The following is a 16133-nucleotide window of genomic DNA, read 5'->3' as shown; positions in this document are numbered from 1 at the left end:
TCCCTGTCCTTCTCTCGACGATACAAGGAAACCTGACAACTAACCAGTTAATATTTGTTAAATGCTAACCCGTTTATAACGTCGGTATTCAGGATCCCAGAAATTTTTATCAATGCGGCTTTGTAAGGTTTCATCACTGATTTCTAAAGCAAATCCCTGTTGCTGCGCAACTTTAGCCACAGCAAAAGCAATCTCTTTACTAAGCTTAGCAATCCCTGTAATCGGTGGCAGTAAATGTTCGCTCTCACCCGTAACCCGGGGCGACGCTTCGGCCAGCGCCGAGCTTGCCGCTATCATCATTTCATCGCTGATCCGGCTGGCTTTGGCAGAAAGAACGCCCAGTCCGATGCCAGGGAAAATATAACTGTTATTGCACTGAGCTATCGGATAAAACTTACCCTTATAAGTAATTGGCTCAAACGGGCTGCCGGTTGCCAGAATCGCATCGCCATCGGTCCACTCAATCACGTGCGCTGGGTGGGCCTCAACCTGGCGCGAGGGGTTAGAAAGCGGGAAAATAATTGGCTGGCTGGTGTACTGATGCATGGCCCGGATAACCTGTTCAGTAAACAATCCAGGCTGACCGGAAACGCCGATGAGTATGCCGGGTTTGGCGCAGTGCATTACATCCACCAGCGATGGGTACTCACCGCTGTGCTCCCAGTCTGCGATACGTTCACGCGGTTGCACCAGCGCTTGCTGAAAGTCATAAAGATCCGGGTGCCCTTCCACCAGCAGCCCCAGCCGGTCTACCATGAAAATACGGCTGCGCGCCTCTTCATCGGTCAGACCTTCGTTGACCATCTGCTGAATCACCTGTTCAGCAATGCCGCAGCCGGCAGAACCTGCCCCGACAAAGGCAACGCGCTGCTCGCTTAGTTTGGTATTTTTGGTTTTACAGGCAGCCAGCAGCGTACCTACAGTCACTGCCGCAGTGCCCTGGATATCGTCATTGAAGCAGAGAAACTCATCGCGATATTTTCGCAAAATAGGCATGGCGTTGGGCTGCGCAAAATCCTCAAACTGAATCATGGCTTCGGGCCAGCGCCGCCGTACCGCATGCATAAATTGATCAACAAAATCCATGTACTCATCCTGACTGATGCGTTCATGGCGCGCCCCCATGTACATAGGGTCTTCCAGTAGCTTCTTGTTATTGGTACCCACATCCAGACATACCGGCAGCGTATAGGCCGGGCTGATGCCGCCACAGGCGGTATATAAACTCAGTTTACCGATGGGGATGCCCATACCACCGATACCCTGATCGCCAAGCCCGAGAATGCGCTCGCCGTCGGTGACGACGATCACTTTGACTTTGCGTTTGGTGGCGTTATGGAGGATATCGTCCAGATGGTCACGTCCTTCGTACGACAAGAACAGGCCCCGGGCGCTGCGGTAGATATCAGAAAATTGCTCACAGGCATCTCCTACCGTTGGCGTATAGATGATCGGCATCATCTCTTCGAGGTTATCCTGCAGCAACCGGTAAAATAATGTTTCGTTGTTATCCTGAATAGCCCGCAGATAAATATGCTTGTTAATCGCGGTATCAAAACTGGAATACTGTCGGTAGCAACGCTCAAGCTGTTCTTCCACGGTCTCGTAGCGCGGCGGTAACAGGCCGGTCAGATTAAATTCAGCGCGCTCTTCATGGCTGAAGGCACTACCTTTATTTAATAACGGGGTTTCCAGCAGATTCGGGCCTGCATAAGTAATATACAACGGATCCTTCATGAATCACTCTCCATACGCTACAAACTAATGCCTTCTATTATTGCAAAAAAATCGGCATCGCACATGGAAATGCTGGCATCCTTGCCTGCTGCTGAGCTTGTTTTTCTAGGTAAACAGCTGATTGCCCGGATTCATGAGGATCCAACTGGTCAGAATATACTTGTCATTGGATACGGGCACGGTGCCCCGGTGTGTATGCGTGAAATAGCCCGGGGCAATGACCATCCGACCCTGTTTGGGGCTGATGCTGCGTTGCTGGTAATAAAAGTCGGTACTGCCACCTTCACCGACATCATTGAGGTAAAACATAAAGAGTAGCGTTCGATGCAAGGCCTCAACCCCCTGCTTCTCAGGGTAAACTTCGCAATGCCAGTAATTGTAATTGCCCTCGCCACGCCTGTAACGCTGGGCCTGGATAGGGCCAAGGCGATAAAGCAGCTGCATGTAAGCTTCTTCATTGCCGGCCGCCACTTCGTCGAAATTTTCGTGAGTCAGATTAACCGGCTCACCGGTTTTGGGATGGCGGATTTGCAGCGCGACCGGTGCAATCAAAGCAAAACGGTACTTCTTAAAATAGGCGACGGCATGCTTGCGGGTGGCGTTGCGGATCACCTCAAGATAGGTTTCGTATTCCGGGTGCTGGTTCAGATACAAGTCGTCACTGACTTTTTTCGTGGTGTCCACGCCACTGCCGGTGCGGCCCGGATTTTTATGCGGACTACGGTCGAAAACTTCAACAAATCGCTGACAGAACTCCGGGGGCAGGGCGTCATCGTAAACTTCAATAAAATCTGCGGTCACAAGCTTGTCCTGGCTGGTTAGTTGGTGTGTTTTTAATGCCTGTCGACTGATAGTAACTGGATCCAACAATTAGTTACAATTCATTGGTGAAATAACACCCTTGTTGCCGGAAGATGCTCTATTCTGAAAGCTCAGCTGAATAAGGTTAGCCCGACGTTAGCCAGAATGAAGAGAGAATCAGTCATGAAACTACCACATGTATTCGTTGCCGCTGCTATCACCCTGATGGCTTATGGATATCCGCTGTCAGCCCAGCCGGAAGCAACCAACGCCGAGCAAGTTGAAGCGCTTAAAACCCTGGTGCAGTCGGTGTATCAGCCCGATCTGCCGGGTGCCACGGTAGTGGTATCGAAGGGCGGAGAGGTGATTTATGCCGGCGCTCAGGGTATGGCCGATTTAGAAATGCAGGTACGGGTGCAACCTGACCATATCTTCCGTCTGGCGTCTGTCACCAAACAGTACACCTCGGCAGCTATCTTAACGCTGATTGATGAAGGCAAGCTTGAACTTGAGGACCCGGTTTCGCGCTGGTGGCCCGACAGTGGTTATGGCGATGTGACCGTTCATCAGTTATTAAACCACACGTCAGGGATAGCCAGTTACACCAGTATCCCTGGTTATATGATGGATGAGCGCATCCGACGCGATCTTACCACGGACGAGCTCATTGCCACCTTCAGCGAGCTGCCGGTAGATTTCGCGCCCGGTGCTGAATGGCGTTACAACAATTCGGGCTATGTGCTGCTCGGGGCCATTATTGAAGAACTGACTGATATGCCCTGGCATCAGTATATTGCGGATAAGCTGCTGCAGCCGCAGGGTATCAGCAAAACTGATTTTTACCCTGACCAACAGGTGGTACCTGGCCGGGTGCACGGCTATCACCTGAGCGCAGAGGGGCCGATTAATGCGCCCTGGTTAAGTATGAGCCAACCTCATGCCGCAGGTGCGCTGTCCGCGACCGCAGCCGAGGTCGACAAATGGCAATATGCGCTGCATACCGGCAACGTGCTTCCCGACGAGTTGTATCAGCGAATGATTGCACCCAGTGAGGTATCCGGGCCTTATGCATACGGTCTGCAAAACGGCTCGGTGCGGGGCTGGCCGGTGCTTGAACATGGCGGCGGAATTCACGGCTTCTCAACCTATGCGTTATGGATGCCGGAGCAGGAGATATCGGTCGTGGTGCTGACCAATTATGTTGGCTATTCGCCAGCTCCGGGCGTTGTTGCACATCGGCTGGCTGCGATTGCTGCAGGTAAACCTTATCCGGTAGAACAGCCGCGTATTGAGTTATCAACTGAGCAGTTACAGCCGATTGAAGGGACCTATCGTATCAATGAGCAGACCACCCGTACGCTCAAAGTAAAAGATGGCCAGTTAGTCAGTCAGCGCCAGGGTGGTTCTGAATCACTCGCCTATCCGGTAACACCGGATCGCTTCGTAATGGAGCATTCTGTGGTTTACTTTGACATTGTCCGCGATGAAGCGGGACAAGTGACAGGTGTTAACTTTTATCAGCAGGGTAGTAGTGAACCGGAATTCGCGGAGAAAATAAGCGATGAAATCACGCAGCGCGAAACCGTGGACCTGACCGCTGAGCAAAAAGCCCGGTTATTGGGTGACTACCAGTTGCAACCAGGCTTTATTATCACCATCCGCGATACGGATGACGGCCTGACCGCGCAGGCAACCGGGCAAGGGGCTTTCCCGGTGCTCGCCGAGTCAGCAGCGATACTGTTCAACGACCAATACGGTATAAAGATGGTATTTGAGGTGCCTGCCGAAGGCCCGGCAACAGCGTTAACGCTGCACCAGGGTGGTCAGCAACTGCCGGCACCCCGGGTCACTAGCGTAGAATAAGCATCGGGCTTTTGCTGGCCTGCAGCATGCTGGATGTGGTGCTGCCGACTAAAAACTGACGGATCCGGGAATGGCCGTAGGCGCCCATCACCATGATGTCGATGTTGTGCTCAGCCTGATAAGCATGCAGGGTGGGCTCAACGTCGCCGGCGCGCAACGCAATGTGCACTTCATGGCCGTTTTCCGCCAGTTGTTGCTCCGCCCACTTCAGCTTTTCCCAGTTGTCGCTGGTATCCGCGTCGACCATGACCACGTGCACCGGCATCCCTTTAAACAGCGGACTTTTAGCTAACATCTCCACGCCCTTGCGGGTGGTCGCGCTGCCGTCAAAAGCCAGCATTGCACTAGCTGGCGCTGAAAATGAGAAAGGTGTGAGCAGGATAGGACGGTGCAGCGTGCGGATAACGGTTTCCAGCTGACTGCCAATGTGTTGCGGCTTATCGCTGCTATCTTCGCCGTGCAAGCCCAATACCACCAGCCGGATATCACCTTCCATCTCTTGCAACGTATCAGACAGGTCGCCATGACGCTGGCGCAGCTGAATATTTGCGATTCCGTCTTCGCGTGCCCGGCTTTCTGCCGCTTCCAGCATCACGTGCCCTTCTTTGAGTGCTACCTTGGCGCGCTGAGCGTCAAGCTCTGCCAGCTCTTCCAGCAAATGTTCACGGCTGCCCAGGCCGATATTACCGGTGACATCAGGCGCCACCGGATAGCGGTTCAGATCCAGTACATGCAATAACATTAAGGGCGCGTCCAGCTGTAAAGCTGCCCAGGCAGAGTAATCACAAACGGCGGTAGCGGCCGCAGAACCATCGATACATCCAACTACATTCGTCATTGTCTTGTCTCCTCAGTGTTCGCCTAGTGGCCGCCCATAATGTCTTGTCCGGCATCGGGTTTATCGTGTACACCAAAGCGATCCACAATGGTCGCGCTGGCTTCGTTCAGGCCGCGCACTTCAACTTCAGCACCTTCGCGACGGAATTTAATCACTACTTTGTCCAGCGCCGCGACTGCTGTGATATCCCAGAAGTGAGCGCGGGTCAGATCAATCACCACCCGATCAACAGCTTCTTTGAAGTCAAAGGCATCGACAAATTTATCTGATGAACTGAAGAACACCTGCCCGACGACCTGGTAAGTACGCTCGAGACCGTCCTTATCGATAGTCGACTGCACATGCATAAAGTGGCCGATCTTATTGGCAAAGAATACTGCCGCCAGCAGCACCCCAACCCCAACCCCAAGGGCCAGGTTGTGGGTGGCAACCACCACCACCACGGTCGTTACCATCACAATGTTGGTCGACAGCGGATGCTTCTTCATCTTGCGGATAGAATCCCAGCTAAAGGTACCGATAGCAACCATGATCATAACAGCGACTAACGCGGCCATTGGGATCTGCGTCAACCATTTATCAAGTACCAGAATCATGATCAGTAGGAAGATACCAGCCGCGAAAGTCGACAAGCGGGTCCGGCCACCTGATTTGATGTTAATAATGGACTGGCCGATCATGGCGCAACCGGCCATACCGCCTAGCAGTCCGGCGCCAATATTGGCTACGCCCTGACCTTTACACTCGCGGTTCTTATCACTGTTGGTGTCGGTCAGATCGTCCACTATGGTTGCCGTCATCATGGATTCCAGTAAGCCCACTGCAGCCAAAGCGACCGAGTAGGGCAGAATAATCATCAGGGTTTCCAGATTAAGCGGTACGTCCGGCCATAAGAAAATCGGCAGGGTATCAGGCAGTTCGCCCATATCACCGACATTGCGAATATCCAGGTTCAGGAAAATTGCGACCAGGGTAAGCACCACGATACAGACCAGCGGCGACGGCAATGCCTTGCCGATCACTGGTACGTACGGAAATAAATAGATAATGCCCAGCCCCGCTACGGTCATGGCATAGACATGCCAGGTCACATTCGTCAGTTCCGGCAACTGCGCCATGAAAATGAGGATAGCGAGCGCGTTAACGAAGCCGGTTACCACCGAGCGCGATACAAAGCGCATCAGTGAACCCATTTTCAGGTAGCCAGCACCCATCTGCAGCAAACCCGTTAGCAAAGTGGCTGCCAGCAGGTATTCCAGGCCATGATCTTTTACCAGCGTCACCATTAGTAGTGCCATGGCGCCGGTGGCAGCACTGATCATACCCGGCCGGCCGCCGGCAAAAGCGATCACGACTGAAATACAGAAAGATGCATAGAGCCCGACTTTTGGATCTACGCCAGCGATGATAGAGAACGCGATTGCTTCCGGAATAAGCGCCAGGGCAACCACAATACCGGCTAACAAATCACCACGGATGTTAGAAAACCAGCTTTGTTGAATGGTCTTGAACATGAATTGGATTCACTTTTTAGTCAAAAAAAACAGAATAAACGGATACAGAAAAACCTGAGTCGTGGATGACTCAGTCAGCAGTAGGGGGGCGGAACGCTAGGGTGGCGTTATCTGCATGCTGTAATGTATCTCTTCAGGGTTATGATAAAGGTTATCGTCAGTGCGACGGCGCGCGCATACTACCGCAACAGTATAGTACATGCAAACTGGGGACCACCAAGAAAGCTTGTAAGATACCGGGTTATCGACTACAAACAATAGGTTAGAAAGCTACGAAACGAGCCTAATCATTCATTATATTTAATCGGGTGCCACTATATGTCCTATATCCATGACACGATCGAGAAACTCAAGAAATCCAGTCCGGCGCAATGTGAGTTTTACCAGGCGGTGGAAGAAGTTCTCGAATCGCTGGCTCCCTTGCTGGAGAACCATCCGAAATATCAGGAGCACTCAATTATTGAACGTCTGGTTGAGCCGGAACGACAGATCATGTTCCGGGTGCCGTGGGTGGATGATAAAGGCAAGATCCAGGTTAATAAGGGCTACCGCGTCGAATTTAATTCAGCGCTGGGACCATATAAGGGCGGGCTGCGCTTCCACCCCAGTGTCAACGGCAGCATCATCAAGTTTCTCGGGTTTGAACAGATTTTTAAGAATGCCCTGACCGGCCTGCCAATCGGTGGCGGCAAGGGCGGCGCTAACTTTGATCCTAAGGGCAAATCGAACAGCGAAATCATGCGCTTTTGCCAGTCATTCATGAACGAACTGTATCGGCATATCGGGCCAACCACAGATGTGCCCGCGGGCGATATCGGCGTAGGTACCCGCGAGATCGGCTACATGTTTGGTCAGTACAAACGCCTGGCGAACAGCTTTGATGGGGTGCTCACCGGTAAAAGTACACTCTGGGGTGGTTCGCTGGTGCGTAAGCAGGCAACCGGCTACGGCGTGGCCTATTTTGCCTGCTGCATGCTTGAAGCGCGCAGTGAAAGTCTGAAACATAAGATTTGTTTAGTTTCGGGCTCCGGAAACGTTGCCATCTATACCATCGAAAAACTGTTCGCTTTGGGTGCCAAGCCGGTCACCTGTTCGGACTCCGGTGGCACTATCTATCATAAACACGGTATCAACGTTGAAACGCTCAAAGAAATAAAAGAGGTCCGTTCCGGACGGCTCACTGAATATGTCGACTGCCACCCCGATGCGGAGTACACGCCCCGCGACGAGTATCCAGAAAACGGCCATTCGGTATGGCGCTATGAAGGCCAGGCGGCCTTCCCTTGTGCTACGCAAAATGAGCTTACCGCAGACGATGCTGAAGCCTTGCTGAGCAACGGTTGTATTGCAGTCGCTGAAGGAGCCAATATGCCCTCCACGGAAGGCGCTATCGATAAATTTATTGATGCGAAAATCGCCTATGGGCCGGGCAAAGCAGCGAACGCCGGTGGCGTAGCGACCAGTCAACTCGAAATGGCTCAGAACGCCAGCATGTTGCGCTGGAGCTTTGCTGAAGTGGATGAAAAACTGCAGGACATCACGCGTAATGTTTTCCGCGATGCTAAAAATACCGCAGAAGAGTTCGGCTCACCACATAACCTGGCTCTGGGTGCCAATATTGCCGGCTTCCGGCGGGTAGCTGATGCCATGATCGATCAGGGCGTGGTCTGACAGGCGCTAGCGAAGCGGCAAACTTTTTACTAGGCTTAAAGTGTGTAGATAGTTAAAGGAGGTACTTATGGCACATCCTAACGACCCGTTACCAAGACCGGACACCAAGAAAAAACGTGAAGAACTGGCGAAAGCCAAAGATGAAGAAGCGCGTCGCGCTGAAGAGCGTGAGAAAGAAAAAGAGCACGACCGGGGCGACCGCGCGAACCGTTGATTCGACGCCCGGAAAGATAAAAAGAGCCGCATTAGTGCGGCTCTTTTTGTTTTTGTCGCAGTTATTTACATTTCCCTGATTGACAAAATATCCGCTTCTGCCAATGATGCTTGCCAGTCTTTATTTCGCGCGTTATCTGCGCTTCACTCTACTAAGAGCACTTATGAAAAAATCATTGTTACTTCTGGCATTGTTCCCGGCACTAGCCAGCACCTATGCAGCAGCTGATGAAGGCATGTGGATGCCGCAGCAACTTCCGGCCATTGCCGCTGAGCTGAAAGCCGCGGGTTTAGAACTGGATCCAAATGATCTGACTGAGCTGACGGAATTCCCCATGGGCGCGGTAGTAAGCCTGGGCGGTTGCTCTGCGTCTTTTGTATCGCCACAAGGCCTGGTAGCAACTAATCACCATTGTGTTTACAACAGCATTGCCTACAACTCGACGCCGGAAAACGATTTGCTGGCCAAAGGTTTTTTAGCCGCGACTATGGCTGATGAAGTGTCTGCCTCACCTGGCAGCCGCATTTACGTTACCAAAGCGGTCGATAATGTTACCGCTAACATCATTGATGAGAAAACCGATGCCCTGAGCGGCAAAGCCCGCGTTGACGCCATTGAAAATAATCAGAAAGCGCTGGTTGCCGAATGTGAGCAGGATGAAGGTCACCGCTGCAGCGTGGCTGCCTACTACGGCAGCCTTGAGTATTACCTGATTAAACAGCTGGAAATAAAAGATGTCCGTTTAGTGCACGCACCAGCTGAAGGTGTCGGCAAGTTCGGTGGTGATACGGACAACTGGATGTGGCCGCGCCACACCGGCGATTATTCGTTCTATCGCGCCTACGTGAGCCCTGAAGGCAAGTCAGCTGACTTCCACGAAGACAACGTGCCCTATACGCCTGATTTTCATCTGAAGCTGGCCGCGGAGCCGCTGGAAGAGGGTGATTTTGTGATGGCGTTGGGCTATCCCGGCCGTACCAACCGACATCGGTTGCCATCGGAAGTCAGCAACACCTTTGAGTGGAGCTACCCCAATACGGTGAGTCACTATGCGGCGACATTGGCGGTTATTGCCGACGCCACGCAGGACAATAAAGATGCTCAGCTGAAATATGCCAGCCGTGTGGCGGGCCTGAATAACTACCTGAAGAACCGTCAGGGCATGCTCGACAGCTACGGTCAGACCGATTTGCTGGAGCGTAAAAACGCTGAACATACAGCGCTGAAAGCTTGGGCCACCAGCACTCAAGCCAACCGGGATGCCTATGCGGCTGATCTGGAAGCTATCGAAACGCTGTTACAGCAGCAACAAGCGCAAGCCCGTGCGGATTACCTGCTGGATAACGCGCGACCGCGTTTGCTGGGTACAGCCCGTGCGCTTTACCGCTTAGCTCAGGAACAAACCAAACCTGATGCGGAACGTAAAGCAGGCTATCAGCAGCGGGATTTACCGCGCTTTAAGTCTTATGTAACGGGTCTGGATCGTACTTTTGCTGTTGAAGTGGAAAAAGCTCTGGATCTGCATAACCTGACCAACTACCTGGCACAGCCGAAAGCGCAGCGTGATGCCGATTTTGATCAGGCCTTGGGCCTCACCGACGGCATGACCAAAGTTGAACTGGTTGCGCTAATCAACAGCTGGTATGACAACACTGGTTTAACTGACCTAGCAACCCGCACGGCGTTGCTGGACAGTGCCCCGGGGCAGTTTGCTGACAGCAATGACCCTTTCCTCCAGGCTGCTGTGGCACTCTATCCTGGTGATCGGGCGCAAGAAGCCGCTGATGAAGAACTGGCGGGTAAGATTCAGCAGGCCTATGCCAGCTACATGCGCGCTAAAATCGCCTTCATGCAGTCAAAAGGTCAGGCGGTTTATCCTGATGCCAACAGCACCTTACGCGTTACCTATGGCAACGTAGCCGGTCGCGGCCACGGCACTCATGATGGTACCGCCTGGACTGCCTTCACTACGTTACGGGGTATTACTCAGAAAGCCACCGGCGAAGGGGAATTCAATGCACCCCAGGCGCAGCTGGACGCGATTGCCGCGAAAAACTACGGGCCGTACGGCGTGGCTGCACTGAACTCCGTACCAGTTAATTTTCTGGCCACCCTGGATATCACTGGTGGTAACTCAGGCTCAGCCGTACTGAACGGCCGGGGCGAACTGGTCGGCCTGGCCTTTGACGGTACGCTCGATTCGATCATTTCGGACTGGGATTTCAACCTCGACAATACTCGTTCGATTCAGGTCGATTCCCGCTTCATGCTGTGGCAGATGCAAATGGTTGACGGTGCCCACCACCTGCTCGAAGAAATGGGTGTAGCGCAAGCCAACTAAAGGTTAACCTCGGAGTGGCAGCGAACCTCGCTTACGAGGTTCGCTGCTGACTTAGCAGCCGCAACTCCAGACGTTTCAGTTCGAGCAACATGGATTTGCGATTTGACTCTATCCAGATCCAGAGTTTTGTTGTCACTTGCATGATCAGTGCCGTCAGAAAAAGCACACCCCAAAGCACCCGCTCATCTCCCGTTGTCGTCAGAAAATGATAGCCGGCGTAGACCATGGCGACAGTTAACAGAATAGCCAGTAAATAACCGACTACCATCACCCAGCGCATACCGGGCCTGAAGCCAGCGGCAAGGTGTTCAAATAATCCCCGATCATCTGCCATCATGCGATCGAGCTCCTGTGCTTGCTCGGACAAGTCCCGTTTAATTTTATCGTCGATGCTCATAACCTAATCTCCCTCACTATAAAACGTCTGTAACTGTTGGCGCGCCCGATGCAAACGCGATTTCACTGTACCCAGCGGTAATTCAAGAGTTAGTGAAATGGCTTGCAGGCTGAATTCATGCAGGTAAAAAAGCTCCACTATTTCTCGCTCTTCGGGCTTGAGCGCTTCCAGTAGTCTGGGAATCCGCTCCGGCTCCGACTGGCCGTCGGCGGCAATGTCTGCCAGCGCGTCGTCGCCGGCATGGCGCTGTTCAGCGGCAGACTTGCGCCAGTCACTAATTTCCCAGCGTAAAGCACGATAAAGCCAGCTCTGGAAAACACGAACGTCATTTAGTTTATGTACCCGCCGAGCGACTTTAATCCAGACGTTCTGAACTAAATCATCAGCGACTGCCTGACTGCTGACCCGATAGCCGGCAAAACGGCGTAGCCCCGGAGTGAAATACTGATACAGCAAGCTATAGGCGCGTTTCTCGCCTTGCTGAAATGCCAGTACCAGTAAATCAATCTGTGCCTGCTGCATGAAGGTTCTTAACCTGGTTGTTTGATGCGTCCCACCAACAAGACGAGTCATCTTAGCGAAAGGTTCGCGCAATAATGAAAAAATGCCTATTGATGCTGTTGCGCGGCTTTTAACTATACTGTCAGTAGCAGCGAAAAAGAACAGTGTGAGTTGTAGCGAAGGAGAGCGGCGTGGCAAAGAAACTCGTGATATTTGATCTGGACGGTACTCTGGCGAACGTTGAACATCGGCGGCCGATTCTGGAACAAGACAGTAAAAACTGGCGGGAATTTTTTGCGGCAATGGGCGAAGATATCATTAATAAGCCCATCCTTGAGCTCTATATCATGGTGTCATCTTCCTCGACCCACCGCAGTATTATTCTTACCGGCCGGCCTGAGAAGTATCGCAAACTCACCGAACAGTGGCTGGTCTGGAACGGGGTGTCTTTTGATGAGCTTATTATGAGAAAGCGGAGTGATTACCGGGCGGATCATGTCATCAAGGAAGAAGCGCTCGATGAATTACTTTCGGCAGGTAACGAGATTGCTTTTGTTGTCGACGACCGGCAGAGTGTGGTGGATATGTGGCGGCGGCGCGGAATAACTTGCTTACAATTTGAGCAGCCAAAAATAGATCCCACAGGTTCCTGAAATAGAGTAAGCCGTTATAATGCTTCCCAAATAACAGTTAGAGAAGAACAATCATGCCGGTAACAATCCGCAACTCCGCACGTCTGTCTTTTCGCCTGATGGACGAAACTGATGGCGACATTATGTATGAACTGGATCAGAACCCCGAAGTTATGCGCTATATAACGCCGGGTCGGGTACCCAGCCGCGACGACATCACTTCGATATTTATTCCGCGCATGCAAAAATACCGGAATCCTGACAAAGGCTGGGGGCTATGGCAGGTCGCTACGCTGGCTGATAATGTTTTTATCGGTTTTATTTTAGTGCGTCCCATGTTTTTCTTTTCCGATGAACGAGACGATACCAACATCGAGCTGGGCTGGCGCTTTAAACAACATACCTGGGGACAAGGATACGCCACTGAGGCAGCGCGCCATGTAGCAAATTTTCTGGCCGCACAAGATCATTCGATTAAACGCTTTTCGGCGGTGGCGCACCCGGAAAACGAAGGGTCTATCAATATTATGAAGAAGCTCGGCATGGACTTCGTGCGCCAGTTTCAGCATAAAGATCCCCTCGGCGAGTTCGACGTGGTCCATTACGAACAGCAAGTGAAGGCGGTTTCCTGATGAAATTTGCTTACTTTTATGAGCGTGCGGTTGCCCGTAGCGGTGGCGAGGAGGCGTTACAAAAGCGTCTACCCATGATTGCCACAAAGGCTGAGCTCGAAGCGCGCGACGACAGTTTTTATCTGGCGGAAATAACTCGCTGCGTATTCCGGGCTGGTTTTGTCTGGCGCATCATCGACCATAAATGGCCGGGTTTTGAGGCGGCCTTCAGCGGTTTTGTACCGGTGTACTGGCAGCAGGTGCCGCCGGAGCGGCTGGATGCCCTGAGCGGCGATGAACGTATCGTACGCAACATGCAAAAAATCGACACCGTCCCGCTCAACGCCCGCATGATTGTTGAGGCCAGCGAAGAATATGGCAGCTTTGGCCGTTTTCTTAGCCAGTGGCCCTCAAGCGATCAGGCCGAGTTACTGATCTGGTTAAAAAATAGTGGCTCCCGGTTAGGCGGTGTGACCGCACAGTACTTTCTCCGCCGCGTCGGCTACGACGGTTTTGTTTTATCCGCCGACGTGGTGACTGCCCTCGAAAACCATAACCTCATGGATGCCTCACCGACCAGCAAGAAAGGCCTGTTGCAGGCGCAGAAAGCCTTCAATCAATGGCATGCCGAAACCGGATTGCCATACAGTCACCTTTCGAAAATCCTCTCCTGCACCCTGGACGCCGTTCGTTAGTTTATTTTTAACAATAAAGCAACATAGAAATAAAGTGATTTTTATGTCTATACTAGACGTATATCAGGGAAACACGTGTTAGGGACGTTGACTATGGGCACTTCGAACGTAGATCCCGGCAGTTCTGGGTGGCGGAATACAACACGCTTTTTTGGCATCATCCTGATACTGCAAATTATACTGGTACCGGTATCAGCAAGTAAAACCTCAGGTATCCCACAAGATAAAGTCATCTTCGCCGGCGACTCAGCTTACCCTCCCTTTGAATGGTCAAGCGGTAGCGGCCCCCGGGGATTTAATATTGACCTTGCCCGGGCGATTAGTGCGAAGGGTTCGGTCCCGGTTGATTACAGACTGGGCGAATGGCGCGATACAGTCCGAGCGCTACAAGAAGGTGAAGTCGATGTCGCCGCTATGTTTATCTCACCAGAGCGCGAAGCGCTTTTCCGCTTTACTACCCCGTTCTACGTTCTCAACCATGCTATCTACGGGCCATCGTCACATGCTCCGGTTCGTGGTCCCGAGGATTTCGCAGGGCAACGAATAGCAGTTGAAGAGCGGTCCTTTGCTCATGAACAGCTAGTCGCGCAAAACTTTGGGGGCGAAATTGTCCTTGCCGCCGGTACTGCAGAAGCTCTCCATGCGGTTCTTAACGGGCTGGCAGACTGCGCGATTATAGCGGAGCCGACAGCAGAAATTTTGATTGATAATCTGGATTTGCCGCTTTTGGCGGTGAGTCCGCCTTTCTGGCCACGCAGCTATGCCTTTGCGGTAAAGCAGGATCGCGAAGGTTTGTATTTATGGTTGCAGAGTTCGCTGAGTTTAACGCTGACTTCCGAAGATTATCTGCAAGTATATGAAAAGTGGGAGTCTCAAATACGACCCGGTAGCGAATCCTTTATACAGGTCCCATTTTACATTGGCTATACAGCTATTACGGCGATTTTGCTGATGATGACCTTATTCCTTTGGTCCTGGACATTAAGAAAGCGGGTAACCAGCAAAACCAACGAACTGGAAACGGCCGTAAAGCGCGCGCTTCGCTCCGAAGACGAAACCCGATATGTGGCGAACTGCGAAACTGAAACCGGTCTGGCACGGCCTCATTATTTCGCGCAGTTGGTAGAAAAGAGACTGGCGGAGTGCCCGGCAGACTGTGAGCTGTTAGTATTCAAACTGGTATCCCTGCACGAAGTGAGGGGCACCCTGGGGCAGTCCTACTCGAAAGAACTCATTCAGCACATTACCAGTCAACTGAAAGCTGAGGTTGATGGCCCCTCATGCTATTTTGGCCGGGGAATTTTTGCATTATTTTCAGACCGCGATGAAGTAAGACGTTTTTTCAGCTCGATAGCATCTACCCAGAGCGAAAAAATGCCTTATACGCAATTTGCGGCAGGTTCAGCGTATTTCCCTCAACATGGCACAACCAGCGAAACCTTGCTAGCCCGCGCCGACCTGGCGCTCTCCAAAGCGCTGCATGAATATGAAGAATGGGTGGTTTATGACCAGTCAATGGATCCAAACCCGATAGACGTGGAGATAGTCGCGGCATTCCGATTGCGTTCTCTTGAAGGTATGTACGCTGTTTTTCAGCCGCAAATTAATATTGAAAGTAACCGGGTTATTGGCGCTGAAGCACTGGTCCGCTGGCAGCATCCAACCTTGGGTGCGCTCTCTCCTGTTGACTTTATTCCGCTGGTGGAAAAGCTGGGATTCGTTTCTCAGGTCACGGACCTGATGATTAATGAAGCGGTGCGTCTGTCAGCACAGTTACGGAGAGCGGATCGACCGATTGTCATCAGCGTCAATGTGTCCACTTTGGATCTTGCCGATCCTGACTTCTTTGAGCGGATGAAGCGGACCGTTGAACAACACGGGGGAGATTTTCGCGACTTAAAACTGGAGCTCACCGAGACCAGTTTCTCGAATGAAAGTGAGTGCATCAGCGATGTATTGCAGCAGTTGAAAGAGCTGGGTGTCAACGTTTCTATCGATGACTTCGGCACCGGTTATTCTTCGCTGGCTTACCTGAGTATGTTCCCTATCCAGGAGCTGAAAATCGATCGTTCCTTTGTTGACGGTATGGTCGATAACAAGAAGAACCGCAATATTGTCCGGGCCACCCTGGTGCTTGCAGAGCACCTTGGGTTAACCGCTGTGGCGGAAGGAGTAGAAGATGGCAAAACCCTGGCAATGCTGGCTGAATTTGGCTGTGGGTTCGCACAAGGCTATTTTATTTCCAAACCCATGCCCGAAGCTGAATTTCTTAACTTTCTTGAAGAACATTCAACCCCGGACAAGTTACCCGACTAACC

Annotated in this window: 14 protein-coding genes; 8 read left to right on the top strand and 6 right to left on the bottom strand. The window is 52.0% G+C overall.

Going from position 1 to position 16133, the window contains the following annotated elements:
* Positions 1-57 precede the first annotated feature (57 nt).
* Together IDSA_RS08005 and IDSA_RS08000 are read right to left on the bottom strand one after the other, a co-directional pair.
* Positions 58-1737 (bottom strand): NAD-dependent malic enzyme, encoded by a 1680-nt coding sequence (locus IDSA_RS08005; protein ID WP_034775820.1) that lies wholly within the window; start codon positions 1735-1737, stop codon positions 58-60.
* A gap of 105 nt (positions 1738-1842) precedes the next feature.
* A complete protein-coding gene (locus IDSA_RS08000) occupies positions 1843-2538 on the bottom strand; it encodes a 2OG-Fe(II) oxygenase (protein WP_034775818.1) in 696 nt (231 codons plus the stop codon).
* A gap of 183 nt (positions 2539-2721) precedes the next feature.
* On the opposite strand from IDSA_RS08000, the gene IDSA_RS11885 reads away from it, so the two are divergent.
* Positions 2722-4401, top strand: coding sequence for a serine hydrolase (locus IDSA_RS11885; protein WP_051986172.1), 1680 nt, complete (start codon positions 2722-2724; stop codon positions 4399-4401).
* Here IDSA_RS11885 and IDSA_RS07990 read toward each other — a convergent pair.
* Together IDSA_RS07990 and IDSA_RS07985 are read right to left on the bottom strand one after the other, a co-directional pair.
* Positions 4388-5239 carry a universal stress protein gene (locus tag IDSA_RS07990; RefSeq protein ID WP_034775816.1) on the bottom strand — a complete coding sequence of 284 codons (852 nt, stop codon included), beginning with the start codon at positions 5237-5239 and terminating at the stop codon, positions 4388-4390. The two genes, IDSA_RS11885 and IDSA_RS07990, sit on opposite strands and share 14 nt — an antisense overlap.
* A gap of 23 nt (positions 5240-5262) precedes the next feature.
* Entirely contained in the window at positions 5263-6753 is a 1491-nt protein-coding gene (locus IDSA_RS07985) for a SulP family inorganic anion transporter (RefSeq protein WP_034775815.1), read from the bottom strand.
* A gap of 318 nt (positions 6754-7071) precedes the next feature.
* Here IDSA_RS07985 and gdhA point away from each other — a divergent pair, with 318 nt between their 5' ends.
* The 3 genes from gdhA (at position 7072) to IDSA_RS07975 (ending at position 10979) form a co-directional block, all read left to right on the top strand.
* Complete coding sequence (gdhA, locus tag IDSA_RS07980) at positions 7072-8424, top strand: NADP-specific glutamate dehydrogenase (RefSeq protein ID WP_034775814.1); 1353 nt, start codon at positions 7072-7074, stop codon at positions 8422-8424.
* A 67-nt stretch (positions 8425-8491) separates the two neighbouring features.
* Entirely contained in the window at positions 8492-8638 is a 147-nt protein-coding gene (locus IDSA_RS12100) for a hypothetical protein (protein WP_156959154.1), read from the top strand.
* Positions 8639-8801: 163 nt separating this feature from the next.
* Positions 8802-10979, top strand: a complete 2178-nt coding sequence (locus IDSA_RS07975; RefSeq protein WP_034775813.1) for a S46 family peptidase — start codon at positions 8802-8804, stop codon at positions 10977-10979.
* 31 nt (positions 10980-11010) lie between these two features.
* On the opposite strand, the gene IDSA_RS07970 is transcribed toward IDSA_RS07975, so the two are convergent.
* On the bottom strand, positions 11011-11376 hold the full coding sequence (locus tag IDSA_RS07970) for a DUF6768 family protein (RefSeq protein WP_034775812.1): 366 nt from the start codon (positions 11374-11376) through the stop codon (positions 11011-11013).
* Positions 11377-11379: 3 nt separating this feature from the next.
* Positions 11380-11898 (bottom strand): RNA polymerase sigma factor, encoded by a 519-nt coding sequence (locus IDSA_RS07965; RefSeq protein ID WP_034775811.1) that lies wholly within the window; start codon positions 11896-11898, stop codon positions 11380-11382.
* Positions 11899-12068: 170 nt separating this feature from the next.
* On the opposite strand from IDSA_RS07965, the gene IDSA_RS11880 reads away from it, so the two are divergent.
* The 4 genes from IDSA_RS11880 (at position 12069) to IDSA_RS07945 (ending at position 16131) form a co-directional block, all read left to right on the top strand.
* The gene (locus tag IDSA_RS11880; protein ID WP_051986171.1) at positions 12069-12530 is read left to right on the top strand and encodes a phosphatase domain-containing protein; all 462 of its coding nucleotides are present in this window, start codon (positions 12069-12071) and stop codon (positions 12528-12530) included.
* A 53-nt stretch (positions 12531-12583) separates the two neighbouring features.
* Positions 12584-13141 carry a GNAT family N-acetyltransferase gene (locus tag IDSA_RS07955; protein ID WP_034775810.1) on the top strand — a complete coding sequence of 186 codons (558 nt, stop codon included), beginning with the start codon at positions 12584-12586 and terminating at the stop codon, positions 13139-13141.
* Positions 13141-13815, top strand: a complete 675-nt coding sequence (locus IDSA_RS07950; protein ID WP_034775809.1) for a DNA-3-methyladenine glycosylase I — start codon at positions 13141-13143, stop codon at positions 13813-13815. Before IDSA_RS07955 ends, IDSA_RS07950 begins: the two co-directional genes overlap by 1 nt.
* A gap of 93 nt (positions 13816-13908) precedes the next feature.
* Positions 13909-16131, top strand: coding sequence for a putative bifunctional diguanylate cyclase/phosphodiesterase (locus IDSA_RS07945; protein ID WP_034775808.1), 2223 nt, complete (start codon positions 13909-13911; stop codon positions 16129-16131).
* Positions 16132-16133 lie beyond the last annotated feature (2 nt).

It is taken from the genome of Pseudidiomarina salinarum, from assembly GCF_000753715.1.
In the GTDB taxonomy this organism is placed as follows: domain Bacteria; phylum Pseudomonadota; class Gammaproteobacteria; order Enterobacterales; family Alteromonadaceae; genus Pseudidiomarina; species Pseudidiomarina salinarum.
The sequence above is the reverse complement of the archived record's forward strand: the minus strand, read 5'-3'. Positions and strand labels throughout refer to the sequence as shown.